Here is a 14,704-nt window from a genome sequence, read left to right as displayed (position 1 = left end):
CGATCGACCATGAGCGACGTCAAACGTCTTTTCGCTGAAGGTGCAACCGACGCCGTGGGCTTTCTGGGCGGCGCCCTGCTCGGGTTCAGCATCGGTTACGTCATGGGATTGGACATCTTCTCCCAAGGCTACGACACGCGCAGCATTCTTGCGATTGCGCTGGTGGGCCTGGGCGGTGGTGTCGGCCTGAATCTGGCACGCCGCTGGCGCAATTCGCGCGCCACGGCCTCGGCCCCCACCAAGGGACGCTGATCACCACCCGCAGAGCAATCTGCGGCAATGCCCTACGCCGGATCGGCGTTTTTCGAATTACCGTCCTACAAAGCTTGATGCTGACTGCGGCGTTCCGCATGGCGGAGTAACCGGCAGCACACACCACGCTCGAACCAAGAGAAGCCAGTATGTTGATCGACTTCTTCTACACCCTGCGCGCGGGCAAGCTGCCCGTATCGGTCAAGGAATACCTCACGCTGCTCGAAGCGTTGGAGGCCGGTGTCGTCGGACCCAAGTCCGAGGACGGCTGGGCGCTGAACGATTTTTATCACCTCTCGCGCACGATTCTCGTCAAGGATGAAAAGCACTTCGACAAGTTCGACCGCGCGTTTTCCGCCTACTTCAAGGGCGTGGAGATGATCGCCGATCTGACCAAGGAGCTGCCGCTCGAATGGCTGCGCAAGACGCTTGAGCGCGAACTCTCGCCCGAGCAGATGGCGGCCATCGAGAAAATGGGCTGGGACGAGCTCATGGAGACGCTCAAGAAACGCCTTGAGGAACAGAAGGAACGCCACGAGGGCGGCAACAAGTGGATCGGCACCAACGGCACCAGCCCCTTTGGCCACGGTGGCTACAACCCGCAGGGCATCCGCATCGGTGGGCCGGGCAAGAACAAGAGCGCGGTGAAGGTCTGGGAGCAGCGCGCCTACAAGGACTACGACGACACGCAGGAACTGGGCACACGCAACATCAAGGTGGCGCTGCGCCGCCTGCGCAAATTTGCGCGTGAAGGTAACGAGCTGGAACTCGACCTGCCCGATACCATCCACAGCACGGCCGCTAACGCGGGCTTTCTCGACATCAAGATGATCCCCGAGCGCCACAACAACGTGAAAGTGTTGCTGCTCATGGATGTGGGCGGCACGATGGACGAGCACATCAAGCGCGTGGAAGAACTTTTTTCGGCCGTGAAGACCGAATTCAAGCATCTGGAGTTCTATTACTTCCACAATTGCGTCTACGACTTCATGTGGAAGAACAACCGCAGGCGCTTCGCAGAAAAGTACCCTACCTGGGACATCATCCGCAAATACAACAAGGACTACAAACTGATCTTCGTTGGCGATGCGACCATGAGCCCCTACGAGGTTCTGCAGCCCGGCGGCAGCGTGGAATACAACAACGAAGAACCGGGTGCCGAGTGGTTACAGCGGCTTACGCACGCCTTCCCTAAATTCGCCTGGATCAATCCCGAGCCTCAGGGCGTGTGGGAATATCGCCAGAGCATCAGCATCATTCAACAATTGATGGGCCATCGCATGTACCCACTGTCCTTGAAAGGACTTGAGGAGGCAATGCGATTGCTCTCCAAATAATTCATCGATGGTTTCATCAAAGCAGTCCGCTTCGCGCGCCACAAGCGCCGCACTTCTGGTCTCCACGGCTCTCTTCCTGAGCGGCTGCAGCATGTTCTCCAAAAAGGAGGACAGCAGCGGTGATCCTTCGGCGGCAGCCCAGTCCGGCAAGCCCGCCTTCACACTCGAAGTGGAGGCCCCCAAGGAAGTACGCGAGCTGCTGGAAAAGCACCTCGAACTCAAGCGCTTCCAATACCAGCCTGATCTTCAGCGCCGCGAGCTCACGCGGCTGCTTGGCGCCACCGACGCCAACGTGCGCGACCTGATCGGCACGCTCGGCTACTTCAGTCCCACAGTGACCGTCGAGGTCAAGGAAACGCCGGACTCCAAGGACGCGCCGCGCCAGGTCACAGTGAACGTCGATCCCGGCCCCGAAACTGTCATCAAACAAAGCGACGTGCGCTTCAGCGGCACGACTGCCAACGCCCCCGATGGTCTGGCACAGCGCGAATCCATACAGCGCGGCTGGCCGCTCAAGACCGGCGAGCGATTCACCCAATCGGCATGGAGCGGCGCCAAGAGCGGCGGCCTCAAGGAGCTTCAGGCCAGGCGCTATCCCACCGCGCGCATCGACACCAGCCTGGCCGATGTGGATGCCGACAAGAACGAGGCCAAGGTCAGCGTTACCTACGACCCCGGCGCGGCCTACACTTTCGGGCCGCTGGTCATCGAAGGCACGGAGCGCTACGACGCGATTGGCCTCGCGCGCGTCGCACGCCTGCCCGAGGGGCAGGTCTACGATCAGGGCGTGATGCTCGACACGCAGCAGCGCCTCGTCTCCAGCGGCTATTTCGATTCGGTGTTCCTCGCGCTGGCCGACACGCCGCAGACGGCCCCAGGCGACTCCGAACAGAAGGTGGACGATGCTCGTGCCGCGCAGGGGGCCGAGGTCACCTCGCCGGTCACCGCCAAGGTGCGTGAGGCCAAGTTGCAGAAATGGGTGTTCGGCGTGGGCCTGAGCACCGACACAGGCCCGCGACTGTCCATCGACCACATCCACAACAAGGTGCCGGGCCTCGGCTGGCGTGCGGTGAGCAAGATCCAGCTTGATCGCAAGAATCCGCTGCTTTCCACGCAGCTCACCGCGCTGCCCGGCGAGGACTACTGGCGCAACTTCGTGAGCGCCAAGCTCGAACGCCAGCCCGTGGGCGACTTCAACGTGAACAGTGCGCAGCTGCGCGCCGGCCGCACCAAGTCGGAAGAGCACATCGACCGCACCTACTATCTACAGTACGACTGGGCCAAGACTCAGGGCACGGGCGCGCCACCGGCCAGCTCCTCGCTGCTGGCCAACTATGGCTGGACCGGTCGCTACTTCGACAACGTGCTCTCGCCGCGCTCGGGCTACGGCTTCGCGTGGGAGGCCGGCGTCGGCACCACACTTACCCCGCAACGCACCCCGTTCACGCGCCTCACCGGCCGCTGGCTCACGCTCATGCCGATCGGCAAGATCGACGAAGAGACCCAGCGCCGCAACCGCCTGCAGCTGCGCGCTTGGGGCGGCGCGATCAGCGCGAAGAAGGATGCCGATCTGCCGATGACACTGATGTTCCTCGCCGGTGGCGACAACTCGATCCGTGGCTACGGCTACCAGTCCATCGGAGCCAAGACCGACAACGGCAAGGTCATCGGCGGGCGCTACCTCGCCGCGGGCAGCGTTGAATGGCAGCGCCCCATCTCGATTCGCGGCAACACGCAGGACTTCGAACAGGCCGTCTTCATCGACGCCGGCGCGGTCGGCGATGACGCCAATAAACTCTATGCACGCGTCGGCGTCGGCACCGGCATCCGCTGGCGCAGCCCCGTCGGCCCCTTGCAGGCGGACATCGCCTACGGTCTGCAGGAGCAACAACTGCGCCTGCATTTGCGTCTCGGCTTTACGTTCTGATCATGGTGGAAACTGCTTTGAACGATTCGGCACCATCGCCTGAATCCAACCCCTCGTCTCCCACGCCCCGCTCACCGCGCGCGCCGAAACCCGCCCGCCGCTGGCTGCGTGGCATCGGCTGGCTGCTGCTCACCCTGCTGCTGGTGATCGTCACTGCGCTCAGCACCGTCTGGTGGTGGAGCGGCCGCGACGACTCGCTCGCCAACACACTGCAGCGCGTGGCACGCTTTCTCCCCGAAGGCCAGACGCTGGAGGCCCGCGAGGTCACCGGCTCGGTGCGCGGCGGCGGCAATATCGGCGCTCTGCAATGGCAAAGCCCGACCATGTCAGTGCAAATGAAAAACGCCCAGATCGGCTGGAGCCTGCAGCCGCTGCTCTCGCGCACGCTCAAGCTCGGCGAGATGCACATCGAGGAGCTGCGCATCAAAAGCACGCCCGACCTCGACGCGCCCAAGGAGCCCACCAAGCCGCTCGAACAGCTCACGCTACCGATCAAGATCGACCTGCCCTTTCAGGTCGACCGCATCATCTGGGAAGGCCCGCCCGAGACCACCATCGACGGCCTGACCGGCCACTACGCCTATGACGGCGCGGCCCATCAGCTCGCGGTGAACAAGGTGAACTACGCCGACGGAACGTACGAGGCGCAATTGAAGCTGCAGGGCGCCAGCCCCATGCAGCTCGAAGCCAAACTCAAGGGCGATCTGCAAGTGCCCAACCCGATGGCCAAGGACGACTCGGCCATCGCCGTGACCGCGAGCATCGATGCCAACGGCACCCTCGCCACCGAGGCCGCGCAGATCGAGGTGAAGGCGCTCGCCAGCGCTGCACCGCAGTCAAGTTCCGGCCACAACGCAAGCAACGGTGCGAAGAAACCATCTGCCGAACCCATGCACGCCGACGTGCAAGCCAACATCCGGCCATGGCAATCCATGCCGCTGCACTCCGCCCTCGCCTCGCTCAAGAACGTCGACATCGCCGCCTTCTGGGCCGAAGGCCCGCGCACCTTGCTGAGCGGCGATCTCAAGGCAGGCCCGGTCATAAGCGACAACGCGCCCGCCGCCGGCGAGCAATGGCAGTTGCAGGCCCGCTTCGACAACACCATGCGCGGCCCGTGGGACAAGAAGCGCCTGCCGCTCGATGCCATCGACGCCGATGTGCTCTACACCGGCCAGCAGTGGCAAATCAAGCAGGCGCACATCGATGTCGCCAAGGGTCGCATCGCGGCCGACGGCTACTTCGAGCCCGAGACCAAGGTCTTCGAAGGCAACGCCAAGGTCGAGCAGCTCAACCCCGCCGATCTCTACAGCACGCTGGACGCCGCACCGCTGCAGGGCACGTTGAGCGCCAAAGCTGATGCGGCGCAGAAAGTGGCCTTCGCTGCCGATCTGAAAGCCGCTGGCCCCGCGCCGCGCGTAGGCAGCAAGGCCCTGCGCATCCAGACACTCGCCGCCAAGGGCGAATGGCTGCAGCCGGTACTCACGCTATCGAACGTGAAGATCGAGGCGCTGCAAGCAGCCATCAACGCGAGCGCCGTCCAATACAACGTCGAGCAGCAGGATGGGCAGGCCCGGCTCAAGGCCGAAGTGCCGGGCGCCGTGTTGCAGGCCGATGGCCAGATGAGCCCCAAAACCGGCAAGGGCAAGGCGAATCTGCAGATCAACTCCGCGCCCATGCTCCTCGCCTGGGCCAACACCCTGCCCGGCGTGAAAGACCCGCTCGCCGGAGCCAAGCTCGATGGCAAGGCACAACTGCAACTCGACTGGAATGGAGGCTGGGGCAATCTGCTCAAGCGCCTGCAGACTGCCACTGGCCAACCAATGCCCGACAGTGGCCTGCAGCTCAAGGCCGACCTGCGCGGCGAACAGCTGCGCTACCTGCCCGCAGGCACGTCTGCCGATCAGGCCATCGTGGTGCCAAAGCTCGCCCTCAGCGTGCAAGGCAGCCCTGAAAAAGCCGACATCACGCTGCAGACTGCCGCTCAGCGCGCCGCACAGGGGGTACAGCTCGACACCGCGTTGCAGGCCGGTCTTGCGACAGAGCGCGGCGCAGCGGCGCTGGACTGGAACGCCAGCCTCCAGCGCCTGCAGGCCGAGCTCAACCCCGGCAAGGACAAGCCCAGCCCCTGGAACGTGAAGCTGCAATCGAACACACCTGTGCGCATCGCCCAGCAGACCGGCAGCACGCGCGGCAACAAGGTCGTGCTCTCCACCAGCTACACGGCAACGGCGGGCGGCTTGCTGATCACGCCCCCCGCGCTCAAGCAGCGCCGCGCCAATGCCGAGCCACTTACCCCCGTCACGCTCGCATGGGACAACACCAGCGCCACCAAGGGCGGCGACGGCAACTGGTCGCTGCGCAGCGCCGGTCGCCTGCAAGGCATTCCGATTGCGTGGGTTGATGCCCTCAGCATGGGCGAAGGCGAGCCACCGCTGGAAGCAGCGGGACTGAGCGGTGATCTGAGCTTCAACGGCAAATGGGACATCGACACCACCGGTCCCGAGCTCAAGGCGCTGCTGACCATCGAACGCGCTGCGGGCGATCTGCGCCTCGCCGTGGACGATGGTGGCAGCGGCACCACCGTGATCCGCACCACGGGTCCGAGCGCCGGCAACCAGTCCACCACACACAAGGTCACCGGCGCGGGCATGCGCGCGCGCATCAAGGACGCGCGCCTCGACGTGCGCGCCCAGGGCAGCCAGGTCAACGCCAAGCTGCTGTGGGACAGCGAACGCGCGGGCCAGATGACGGCCGACCTCAACACCCAGCTCACGCACACCGACGGCCAATGGACGCTCGCCGAAAAAGCACCGCTGTCCGGCAAGGTCCATGCCGCATTGCCCGACATCGGCATCTGGGCGCTGTTCGCACCGCCCGGCTGGCGGGTGCGCGGCACGCTGCAGGCCGATGCGACCATCAGCGGCGACCGCTCCAATCCGCAATGGCAGGGCACGATCAGCGCTGATGACCTGAGCGTGCTGTCCGTGCTCGACGGCATCGACCTGCAGCAGGGCGTGCTGCATGCCAAGCTGCAGGGCACGCGCCTCGATATCACCGATCTACGAATCAGAGGCGGCAAGGGCAGCAGCGCGCGCATCCTCGGCTACAGCGGCAACCTCACCAACGCGCCCGCCGATGGCGGCGAGCTCACCGGCAGCGGCTTCGCGCACTGGATCGCTCCTGCTGGTGAAGGCCAGGCAGGCAACCTCGCGATGGACCTGCAGGCCAAAGCCAACCATCTGCAGGTGCTGGTGCGCGCCGACCGCCAAGTCAGCATCTCGGGCACGCTCGGCGCCAAGCTCGACAACGGCCAGTTCACGCTGCGCGGCGACCTCACGACCGACCGCGCCACCATCATCCTTCCGGAAGAGTCGGCACCTTCGCTCGACAAGGATGTGGTCGTGCACACCGCAGCATCGCGCAAGGCCGCCGAGGAAGAAGCGCGCAAGCAGAAGATCGCCACCGAAAAAGCCAACGCCAAGGCCGAGACCCGCAAGGTGCCCGACATCCTCGTCAAGCTCAACCTCGGCGAAGATTTCGCGCTGCAGGGCTTCGGCATCACCACGCGGCTGCAGGGCGCGCTCGAGATCAAGGGCGCGACCGTTGCCGGAGGCCCACCGCGCATCACCGGCGAGATCCACACCGAGCAGGGCCGCTACCGTGCGTGGGGCCAGTCGCTCGATGTGGAAACCGGCCTGATCCGCTTCAACGGCCCCTACAACAACCCGTCGCTCGACATCCTCGCGATCCGCCCCAACATCACGCAGCGCGCGGGCGTGCAGGTGCTCGGCTCGGCCATGGCGCCGCGCGTGAGCCTGTACTCGGACCCCGACCTGCCCGATGCCGAAAAGCTCTCCTGGGTCGTCATGGGGCGCGACCCCGCACAGGGCGGCGCAAGCAGCGCGGTGCTCCAGCAGGCGGCGCTCGCGCTGCTGGCCGGCGGCAACAGCGGCAGCGGCAAGATCGCCAGCAACCTCGGCCTCGACGAAGTCGGTTTCAAGGGTCCCACCGAAGGCTCGGACGCCTCGGGTGCGGCCCTCACCATGGGCAAGCGGATTTCCGAGAAGCTCTACGTCACCTACGAGCAAAGCCTCTCGGGTGCGATGGGCACGATCTACATCTTCTACGACCTCGCCCGCAACCTCACCGTGCGCGGCCAGACTGGAATGACCAGCGCTGTCGATCTGATCTATACCATTAAAAAGGATTGAGCCCCTTGGGTCGCTTCGCACCTTCCCCTGCTCTACGCATTGCTGCGCAATGCGGGCGGGGGGCGCGGCCAGCGCTGCGGGGCGGAACTTGGCAAGCCTGCCCTGGCCTGGGGCGCGCCAGTTTTGTGCGCTACGCCATGAGTCACCAACATGCGGATGCATGAACGAAAATGGGCGCATACAAGGAGTCACCCATGCTTCAACTGCGCCCCGGCTGCGAATGCTGCGACAAGGACCTGCCACCCAACTCGCCCGACGCCCGCATCTGCTCGTTCGAATGCACCTTCTGCCGCGACTGCGCGGAAGGTGTGTTGCAATCCAAGTGTCCGAACTGCGGCGGCGAACTGGTCCCAAGGCCACGCCGTCCGCCAGATAAATTGGCGAAATCTCCTGCATCGACGGAGCGGGTTTTCAAGCCGCAGGGTTGTGCACCTCAAGCGAATTGATCCGGAAATTGTCCCCGTCGAGCACGGCGTGGCACGATCAAAGTTCGTTCAAATCCGCATCAATTCAATCAAATTTGCTCACCACCTCGCTTGATCCGCCTGCTTTTCGCCCCCCATTAGCTTTTTCAGTTATTTCAGTTGTTTGCAAATGAGGTGCTCCACGCAATAATTTGCGAAATGCGAGACGTCCCATGCGCCACAAGCTTGCACCGCCAGAACAGCTGACCTCACAGCTCTATGAGGGCACCCTCACCGACGAAGGGTGGAGCGATGCGCTTCGCAGCATTTCGAGCGTCACGCAGAGCCCGATGGCATCCATCGTGGTATTCAACAAACAGACGGCCACGAACGCCATCCGCGAAACGGTCGGCATGGCGTCCGAGGTCATGGACGTCTACAACAGCCACTACCACCAGTTCGACGAAGCTGTTCCATTCGCCGAATCCATTCCTTTGGGAGGCTGGTATCTGGATCAGCGAGATCTGGGTGAACAAAAAATTCGCCAAAGTGCGTACTATCAGGATTTTGTGCTCCGCAACGACGTCTCCACCGTGCTCTGCAATCGTCTGGTGAGCACGGACACCACCGAAGCTTTTCTGTCATTTCAACGACGCTTGCGCCAGCCGCACTACACATCAGACGATCTTTCGAACTTCAGCCGCTTTGTGCCGCATGTCCAGCGAGCCGTGCGCATCCGCATGCACATGCAGCAGCTCACGGAGAAGGCCGGACTCGCGTCCCTGGTGCTCGATCAACTGCATGTTGCCCTTGTGGTTCTGGATGAACAGAGCTGCATCCTCATGACCAATGCCGAAGCCGAGCGCCTGATGCAGCGCCGCCCGCAGCTCGCCGTAAGGCAAGGCTGCCTGCAGCCCGCAGGTTTGCGTGCCGGGCATTTCACACAGCTTCTGCGCTCAGCCTGCGGAAAACAAGGCCCCGCGCTCGCAGGCGGCGTCGTGCTCCCCACCGCGCAGGAACAGGCACCACTACAGATTCTCGTGCTGCCGTTGCCCGCTCGAATGCAGCAGTTCAACCGCTGGTCACGCCCACTTGCTCTCGCGCTGCTGAGCGAGCCGCACTCGGTGCATCTCGAACACCAGTACCTGCTGCAACAGCTCTACGGCCTCACGCCCGCCGAGTCACGCGTCGCGCTAGCGCTCAATCAGGGCGAGGTGCCCAAGCAGATCGCGCAGCGCACCGGAGCCACCGCAGGCACCGTGCGTATCCAGATCAAATCCATCTTCGCAAAGACCGGCGTGAACCGGCAGGCCGATCTGATCCGCCTGATGTCGGTGCTCAACCTGCCTCGGCTCGACGCGCGCTGAACAGCAACCCCACAGTCAGACACCGTTCAGCGGCAGACCTGACGCGAACGCCATCGCTCGCGCCCCTCGGATCCCTGCGTGAACCTCCCGGTACATGCATCTCCCACATGGGAGATGCCGGTCGACGGCAAGAGTAGCACCATGGCTTCAGCCGGTACAGACTCCACGCACCGTGCCGATGCCATATCCAGCCAACCCCGACCGATGAGGTGCCAAGAATGAACCAATCCCGAGCGCTGACCGCAGTGACGGCCCTGTCCACCACCCTGATGTTTCTGACGGCCTGCGGAGGCGGCAGCGACGGCATCGACGGTGCCGTCTGGGTCAACAAGGGCCAGGTCGTCGACGCGGGCGGCACCGGAATCAATGACGTCAACGTGTCCGTCGTACTTGACAAGACCTACAGCGCCACCACAGACACCAGCGGCAACTATGAGCTCCGTCTACCGAAGGAATACGCGTACCCCACGCACTTCTCGGGCCTCGCCACCAAACAAGGCATCGTGCCCTATCCAGTGTTTTTCACCTACGAGAGCGGCAAACTCAGCTTCATCAACAAGACCACCACCCGCGCGGTGCAGGAGAGCGACATCCTTTTCCAGTCGTCCATGAAGGTCATCCACCTCGGCGACTCCAACTACACCGGAAGCAGCAACTCGCAGTTCCAGTTCCCCAACGCCACAGGAACCGTGTGGAGCGAAACAGCCACGCTCAGCGCCGCGCAAAGCGCCAAGTACACACAGCTGTGCATCAGCTTCTTCGCCAAAGGAATTGACGACAACTCGCCAAACGGGCAATCCACCCTGTCGCTCTCCAGAAACGGACAACCGGGCACCTACATCAACCAGTCGATCCCGCCCACCCAGCGCGATGGCTCGTACTCCGCGATCAACAACTGCTTCTCGCTGCAGACCTTCAAGGCTGAAGACGTCATCCGCGTGCAGTTGAACTCGCTGCCCGCCACCTCTGGTGACTTCGACGACTTCGAATTCATCGCGGTCACCGGCGTGCTCAAATGAATCCGTGCGAGATGACGATGGGGTTGGTCAATATCGAACCCGGGACACTCATCTCTGCCGTTGAAAGTCCTCTGCACGCAACTGCGCACTGCCGGGACGATGCATCAGCTCCCGGTCGACGCGTAATGCCGCAAGCCGAATCGCCACACCCACAGCGAGACTGCGAGAAACGCAAAACCCGCCAGTGGCGAGACGGTGCCCACCCAGTCCGGCGCGCCCAACGGATCGGCCTTGCCGAGAATCGTCAGCACCGGGTAGTACGCCACCGCCGCGAGCGGCACGGCAAACGTGAGCACGCTCCGAAACCAGCGCGCGTAGATCGCGAGCGGGTACTGCGCGGCCTCGACGCCGCCGTAGGTGAGCACGTTGGCCACCTCGAGGCTTTGCACGGTCCAGAACGACAGCGTGCCCTGAAGCACGAGAATCCCGAGGAACAGCGCGATGCCACCCGTCAGCGCGAACAGCGCGACCACGATGTGAGCCGGCGTCCAGACGATGCCCATCTGCACGGTCGCAAAACAAATCACCGCTACCCCTTGCAGAAAGCGCCCGAGTCGGCTGACGCGCACATCGTGCCCCATGAGCTGCACCGCCACGGAGCGCGGGCGCAGCAGCAATCTATCGAACGCGCCGGTGCGCAGAAACTCGGTGCCCAGCACATCAAAGCCGCGCCCCAGCATGTCGGCCAGTGCGAACATGCAGTTGACCACTCCATAGAACAGCGCCACCTCGCCGATGCGCCAGCCCTGCACATCCCCGAAGCGATGAAACAGCGCCCAGACCGCAACCACTTCGATTCCGGTGACGAGGAACTGGCCGAACGTCAGCATGACGGCGGATCCGGGATAGCGCGCCTGCCCGCTGATCGACGCGCCTGCCAATCGCATGAACAGACGCAACGATCCCATGGATCGATTGGTATGGTTGGAGGTCGAACCGGACTTCATCTCCTCACCCGCCCTGCACTTCCAGCCGCCGCATCGTACGCGCAAGCACCGCACGACCAAAGACCACCAGCAACGCAATCCACAGCGCCTGCAACGCCAGCACCACGAGCATATTCACGCCCGCCATCTGGCCGAAATAGATGCGCGCAGGAATATCGATTACCCCCGCCAGTGGCTGCACCAGCAGAAACATCTGCCACGCATCGGGCATCAGCGTGAGCGGCAGCAGATTGCCCGACAGTACGATCACCACCGGCACGGCCAAGGTGTTGATGCCGCGTTCGTTGAGCGCGGATACCACGGCGATGTTGAGCAGCATGACCAGCGCTGCGGAAAGAAGCAGCGCAAGCAGCATCGAAATGACAAATCCGAGCAGCGCCAACATGCCTGCGGGCGGCTGCCAGCCCCATTGCCCCATGCCTGCCAGCGGCAGCACCACGGCCGCAAACGCGAGCATCAACGCAAGACGCGGCAGCACGCGCGCCGCGATCCAGCCGGTCGTGCGCACAAACCACAGCACATAGGCATCGACCGGTCGCAGCCGGTCATACGCAATCGACCCGGTGCGCACCGCCTGCGCGACCTCGGGATCGCCCATCCACGGAAGCAAGGCGAGCAGCCCTTGCGCCAGCCAGGTGTAGGTGATGGCATGCTGCAGCGACATGGGCACACCCACCGCCGCACTCGCACCGCCATAGAACGCCGTGAGCACCATGACCTTGATGCCGCCCCACCAGCACTGCGTGGCAAAGCCCGCCCACGCGGCTGTGCGGTACTGCAGCATCTGTAGAAAGCGCGATGCGAACGCGGCCACGTAGGGACGGGCAAGGTTCTTCCAAGTCATATGCCAAGCGTGACTCATGAGCGCTCAGGCCTCCGCCGCGCCATGCATGGCGTAGAACCGCGCGATCACGGCTTCAATGGTCAATCCCTTCTCGTCGGCATCGCCCGGCAAGCCGTCATCCAAACGGCGTGCATCCTCCACCTGCGCACGCAACGCATCCACCGCGCAATCCGCCAGCACACGTCCGTGGCCGATCACGATCACGCGCTCGGCCAAGGCCTCGATGTCGTGCATGTCGTGTGTTGTCAGCAGCACCGTCGTGCCATGTTCGCGATTGGCACGCAGCACGAACTCGCGCACCGCGAGTTTGGAGGGAGCATCAAGGCCGATCGTCGGCTCGTCAAGAAACAAAATCTCGGGCTCATGCAGCAAGGCCGCCGCGATCTCCGCGCGCATGCGCTGACCGAGCGACAACTGGCGTACCGGCTGATCAAGCAACTTGTCCAGCTTGAGCAAGGCCACCAGCTCATCGCGCGTACGCGTAAACCGCTGCGGGTCGACGCGGTAGATGTCGCGCAACAGATGAAATCCATCGCCCACCGGCAAATCCCACCACAGCTGCGTGCGCTGCCCAAAGACCACACCAATGCGCGCCACATGGCGCTCGCGATCCTCGAACGGATCGCACCCATCGATGCGCACGCTCCCGTCGTCGGGACGCAGAATGCCCGAAAGAATCTTGATCGTGGTGGACTTACCCGCCCCGTTGGGCCCGATGAAACCCAGCACCTCGCCGCGCTCCAGCGCAAACGACACCCCGTCGAGCGCCTGCACCGAACGATAGCGAGGACGCAGCATCGCCTTGAGCGCACCCGACACACCGGGGTCGCGCTCGTGGATGCGATAAGACTTGCGCAACTGATCTACGACGATTTGAGGCATCAGAGCATTTTCGGCAAAAAGGCGCGGATTCTAGCCGCATGCTGCAACCGATGACAAGCCACGAGACACCATCGCCGCCCGCCGGCGACATGAGATCATCTCCGATTCGGGCAAGCCCACCCGAACACCGTACAATCGAGGGTTCTGCCCACCTCTCCGTAGTTCAATGGATAGAACGGACGCCTCCTAAGCGTCAGATACAGGTTCGATTCCTGTCGGAGGGACCAGGATTTCTCAATGAAATCAAACGGGCAGCAACCTCAAAACAAGATTTTGGGGGACAAGGCCGGGACAGAGTCGATACCCTATCCATTGCGGGGAACGCTCGGCATGCCATCTGCGCCAAACACCACGCCGCGCGCTTCCAACTTTTCGCGTGCCGCATGGTGCACCACGCCCCGTTTGCGCACATCCGGTTCGAGCAGCCTCAACAGAGTGTCCAACCCCACATTGGCGTTGCCCACAACCTCTATCCTCACGCCCCAGAACTTGTCATCCGCGAAGCGATCCAGAATCCCTGCGTCCGCATCCGGATTCATTGCCGCCACGGCCCGTATGGACTGGTTGGGATCGGTCAGAAAAGGCTCCAACTCGGCCGCATTCGCGGCGCCGCATGCGGCGACATAGCGTTGCTGTTCCGCCGCTTTCTGCTCAGGTGATTTTTTTGCCATTGTCTTCTCGCGAGATGATGCGGCCCATCCTATCAAGCGACGGCCAATCTCAACGACAACCGTTGCGAGCATGCAGCGCCAAGCATGACGTCTACACAAACACTCATCAGCGAATACCATGATTTCCGCCCCCAATGATTCACCATCCGGGAGTTCATACATTCGGGTTTCCATGGAACCTTCATCAAGCTGAACTGACAACCAGTTTGCCGTCCCGCGCGTTGAGGAGAGATCAGACATGGTTTCCCATCGACATCATCAGCCCCCAGCAGGAGAGCAGTTCATGTGGCGAGCTTCAGCAACACGCATAGCACCAGCGGCAGTTCTCTTGCTGCTCACTTCCTTGCCTGCGCACGCGCAGGTCTACCAGTGCAAGGATGCCAGCGGCAAGGTGAGCTACTCCGATGCGCCCTGTGCGCAGCACCAGACCAGCCGTACCGTGGAAGAAGCCCGATCAGCGGCCGACATACAGCGGGAGCGCGCACAGGCCAATGAAGCGATTGATCGCAAACAACGCGATGTGCAATCGGACCGCGAGCAGCTGCGTCTGGACATGCAGCAGACGCGCAGCGATGCACCGCCATCGGGCACACGCGATCTGGCCAGCACGCCGCCATGTGCGCAGGCCGAGAAGGAAATGGAATTCGTCAGCAGCATCCGCACGCTCGGAGAATCCGAACAACGCGTGCGCACCAATGCAGCCATCACGAACGTGAATGCGGCCTGCGGCACCCACACGCCGTTGATGCAGGAGCCGACGCGCGTGATCATCCATCAGGATGCACTGTCACATCAGCAGCAGCCACCAGCACGCTGACAACCCAAAAAAAGCCACCTTGATCG

The 14,704-nt window shown here is 63.1% G+C and carries 12 protein-coding genes and 1 tRNA gene; 9 read left to right on the top strand and 4 right to left on the bottom strand.

From position 1 onward, the window contains the following. Window positions 1–9: 9 nt before the first annotated feature. From G7047_RS28540 to G7047_RS28510, 7 genes are all read left to right on the top strand, one after another. Window positions 10–252, top strand: coding sequence for a hypothetical protein (locus tag G7047_RS28540; RefSeq protein WP_166311656.1), 243 nt, complete (start codon window positions 10–12; stop codon window positions 250–252). Window positions 253–401: 149 nt separating this feature from the next. Further along, complete coding sequence (locus G7047_RS28535; RefSeq protein ID WP_166311655.1) at window positions 402–1,589, top strand: VWA domain-containing protein; 1,188 nt, start codon at window positions 402–404, stop codon at window positions 1,587–1,589. 91 nt (window positions 1,590–1,680) lie between these two features. Then, window positions 1,681–3,516 (top strand): autotransporter assembly complex family protein, encoded by a 1,836-nt coding sequence (locus G7047_RS28530; RefSeq protein ID WP_240939302.1) that lies wholly within the window; start codon window positions 1,681–1,683, stop codon window positions 3,514–3,516. A gap of 2 nt (window positions 3,517–3,518) precedes the next feature. Beyond that, window positions 3,519–7,727, top strand: a complete 4,209-nt coding sequence (locus G7047_RS28525) for a translocation/assembly module TamB domain-containing protein (RefSeq protein WP_166311653.1) — start codon at window positions 3,519–3,521, stop codon at window positions 7,725–7,727. Between the two features lie 194 nt (window positions 7,728–7,921). Beyond that, complete coding sequence (locus G7047_RS28520; protein ID WP_166311652.1) at window positions 7,922–8,173, top strand: DUF1272 domain-containing protein; 252 nt, start codon at window positions 7,922–7,924, stop codon at window positions 8,171–8,173. Between the two features lie 191 nt (window positions 8,174–8,364). Further along, window positions 8,365–9,498 (top strand): helix-turn-helix transcriptional regulator, encoded by a 1,134-nt coding sequence (locus G7047_RS28515; protein WP_166311651.1) that lies wholly within the window; start codon window positions 8,365–8,367, stop codon window positions 9,496–9,498. 218 nt (window positions 9,499–9,716) lie between these two features. Next, window positions 9,717–10,517 carry a carboxypeptidase-like regulatory domain-containing protein gene (locus G7047_RS28510; protein ID WP_166311650.1) on the top strand — a complete coding sequence of 267 codons (801 nt, stop codon included), beginning with the start codon at window positions 9,717–9,719 and terminating at the stop codon, window positions 10,515–10,517. A 104-nt stretch (window positions 10,518–10,621) separates the two neighbouring features. On the opposite strand, the gene G7047_RS28505 is transcribed toward G7047_RS28510, so the two are convergent. From G7047_RS28505 to G7047_RS28495, 3 genes are read right to left on the bottom strand one after another with little or no spacing between them, the layout of a single operon-like run. Next, window positions 10,622–11,425, bottom strand: coding sequence for an ABC transporter permease (locus G7047_RS28505; RefSeq protein WP_166312309.1), 804 nt, complete (start codon window positions 11,423–11,425; stop codon window positions 10,622–10,624). A 43-nt stretch (window positions 11,426–11,468) separates the two neighbouring features. Beyond that, on the bottom strand, window positions 11,469–12,308 hold the full coding sequence (locus tag G7047_RS28500) for an ABC-2 family transporter protein (RefSeq protein ID WP_166312308.1): 840 nt from the start codon (window positions 12,306–12,308) through the stop codon (window positions 11,469–11,471). Window positions 12,309–12,332: 24 nt separating this feature from the next. Continuing rightward, window positions 12,333–13,190 (bottom strand): ATP-binding cassette domain-containing protein, encoded by an 858-nt coding sequence (locus tag G7047_RS28495; protein WP_166311649.1) that lies wholly within the window; start codon window positions 13,188–13,190, stop codon window positions 12,333–12,335. A 152-nt stretch (window positions 13,191–13,342) separates the two neighbouring features. On the opposite strand from G7047_RS28495, the gene G7047_RS28490 reads away from it, so the two are divergent. Continuing rightward, window positions 13,343–13,417 (top strand) — tRNA-Arg (locus tag G7047_RS28490). Window positions 13,418–13,495: 78 nt separating this feature from the next. Here G7047_RS28490 and G7047_RS31220 read toward each other — a convergent pair. Then, entirely contained in the window at window positions 13,496–14,101 is a 606-nt protein-coding gene (locus G7047_RS31220) for a hypothetical protein (protein ID WP_240939301.1), read from the bottom strand. A gap of 43 nt (window positions 14,102–14,144) precedes the next feature. On the opposite strand from G7047_RS31220, the gene G7047_RS28480 reads away from it, so the two are divergent. Beyond that, window positions 14,145–14,678, top strand: a complete 534-nt coding sequence (locus tag G7047_RS28480) for a DUF4124 domain-containing protein (protein WP_166311648.1) — start codon at window positions 14,145–14,147, stop codon at window positions 14,676–14,678. The last annotated feature ends 26 nt before the right edge of the window (window positions 14,679–14,704 follow it).

Origin of the sequence: Diaphorobacter sp. HDW4A, from assembly GCF_011305995.1 — a bacterium.
Classification (GTDB): Bacteria; Pseudomonadota; Gammaproteobacteria; order Burkholderiales; family Burkholderiaceae_C; genus Diaphorobacter_A.
This window is presented reverse-complemented; position numbering and strand designations above follow the sequence as displayed.

Excerpts from the sequence above, each read along its gene's own strand:
- G7047_RS28480 (WP_166311648.1), top strand. The coding sequence starts at position 14,145 with ATGTGGCGAGCTTCAGCAACACGCATAGCACCAGCGGCAGTTCTCTTG.
- G7047_RS28540 (WP_166311656.1), top strand. The coding sequence starts at position 10 with ATGAGCGACGTCAAACGTCTTTTCGCTGAAGGTGCAACCGACGCCGTG.
- G7047_RS28525 (WP_166311653.1), top strand. The coding sequence starts at position 3,519 with ATGGTGGAAACTGCTTTGAACGATTCGGCACCATCGCCTGAATCCAAC.
- G7047_RS28510 (WP_166311650.1), top strand. The coding sequence starts at position 9,717 with ATGAACCAATCCCGAGCGCTGACCGCAGTGACGGCCCTGTCCACCACC.
- G7047_RS28505 (WP_166312309.1), bottom strand. The coding sequence starts at position 11,425 with ATGGGATCGTTGCGTCTGTTCATGCGATTGGCAGGCGCGTCGATCAGC.
- G7047_RS28530 (WP_240939302.1), top strand. The coding sequence starts at position 1,681 with ATGTTCTCCAAAAAGGAGGACAGCAGCGGTGATCCTTCGGCGGCAGCC.
- G7047_RS28520 (WP_166311652.1), top strand. The coding sequence starts at position 7,922 with ATGCTTCAACTGCGCCCCGGCTGCGAATGCTGCGACAAGGACCTGCCA.
- G7047_RS28515 (WP_166311651.1), top strand. The coding sequence starts at position 8,365 with ATGCGCCACAAGCTTGCACCGCCAGAACAGCTGACCTCACAGCTCTAT.
- G7047_RS31220 (WP_240939301.1), bottom strand. The coding sequence starts at position 14,101 with ATGTCTGATCTCTCCTCAACGCGCGGGACGGCAAACTGGTTGTCAGTT.
- G7047_RS28500 (WP_166312308.1), bottom strand. The coding sequence starts at position 12,308 with ATGACTTGGAAGAACCTTGCCCGTCCCTACGTGGCCGCGTTCGCATCG.
- G7047_RS28495 (WP_166311649.1), bottom strand. The coding sequence starts at position 13,190 with ATGCCTCAAATCGTCGTAGATCAGTTGCGCAAGTCTTATCGCATCCAC.
- G7047_RS28535 (WP_166311655.1), top strand. The coding sequence starts at position 402 with ATGTTGATCGACTTCTTCTACACCCTGCGCGCGGGCAAGCTGCCCGTA.